This is a genomic window from Streptomyces sp. WAC06614 (assembly GCF_003949795.1).
Lineage (GTDB): Bacteria > Actinomycetota > Actinomycetes > Streptomycetales > Streptomycetaceae > Streptomyces.
This window is the reverse complement of record NZ_RPRY01000706.1, coordinates 1-1,062: the sequence shown is the minus strand read 5'-3', so window position 1 is coordinate 1,062 and position 1,062 is coordinate 1. Positions and strand designations below refer to the sequence as shown.

Genomic DNA, 1,062 nt, shown 5'->3' with positions numbered 1-1,062 from the left:
CCCCGGCGGGCTGCCGGTCGGCCCCCGGACCTCGCCTTCCCCCGGGGGCCGGTCGGGCGACGGGGGAGCGGACCGTCCGCGTGTTCGTCGCCCGCAAGCGCCCGGCGGGTGAGCTGGCGCCGGAACACCTCGTCCCGGCCGAGATCGACGGGATCGGCACCGACGTGGTGGACCTGGGGAACCCGCCGCCCGACCCGCCACCGGGGGAATGCGAGGTCCGGGGGCCGACCGGCAGCCCGCCGGGGAGTCCCAGCCGGCTCGACCTGCGCAAGTGGAAGCAGCTCATCGGCGGTGCCATGATCGCCTCGGACGTGGACCCGAGGGCGCCCGGCACCATCGGCGGATTCCTGGAGCACACCAGCGACCCCGGCAAGGTCTACGTGCTCAGCAACCAGCACGTCCTCGGCGAGACCCTCGACCGCTCGCGTAAGGCCGACAGCAGCACCCGGGTCCACCACCCCATCGAGGCGCAGTTCCCCCTCGACCGGCTGTTCTCCTCCACCTCCGTCGGCACCTACGAGACGGGCGAGCGCAGCACGACCGTCGACGCGGCCGTGGCCCGCCTGGACCCGGGCGTGAAGTGGTACGCCGACATCCTGGAGATCGGCCCGGTCACCGGCACGTACGTCCCGACGGGCCCGGAGGTGGACTCGCACTGCTTCGAGGTCCGCAAGCGCGGGGTCGCCACCGGGCTCACCGGCGGCACCGTCCAGGCCGTCGGCGCGGCCTACGACGTGGACGGCATCCGCTACACCAACCTCATCATCGTCCGGCCCAACCCCAACCGGGGGCTGCCGACCACCGTCCGCAACCACTTCTCCGACCACGGCGACTCCGGCGCCCTGGTCGTCGACGCCTACAACCGGGCCGTCGGCATGGTGCTCGCCGGCTTCGGCCCCGACGAGCCGAAGGAGATGCGCGGTTGGGGGAAGGTCCTCCCCATCGGGGTGGTGCTCGACCACTTCGTGACGACCAAGCACATGCCCGTCAAGCTGGCGACGGCGACCCGCGCCAGGATCCCGCGCGTCGTGGGCCAGCCGCCGCGGGCGGACGGGCTGTACG

Annotated in this window: 1 pseudogene; it reads left to right on the top strand. The window is 73.5% G+C overall.

Annotated features, from left to right (window positions below):
* Positions 1–80: 80 nt before the first annotated feature.
* Positions 81–1,062 (top strand): annotated as a pseudogene (locus EF918_RS36025) (S1 family peptidase); the annotation flags it as partial.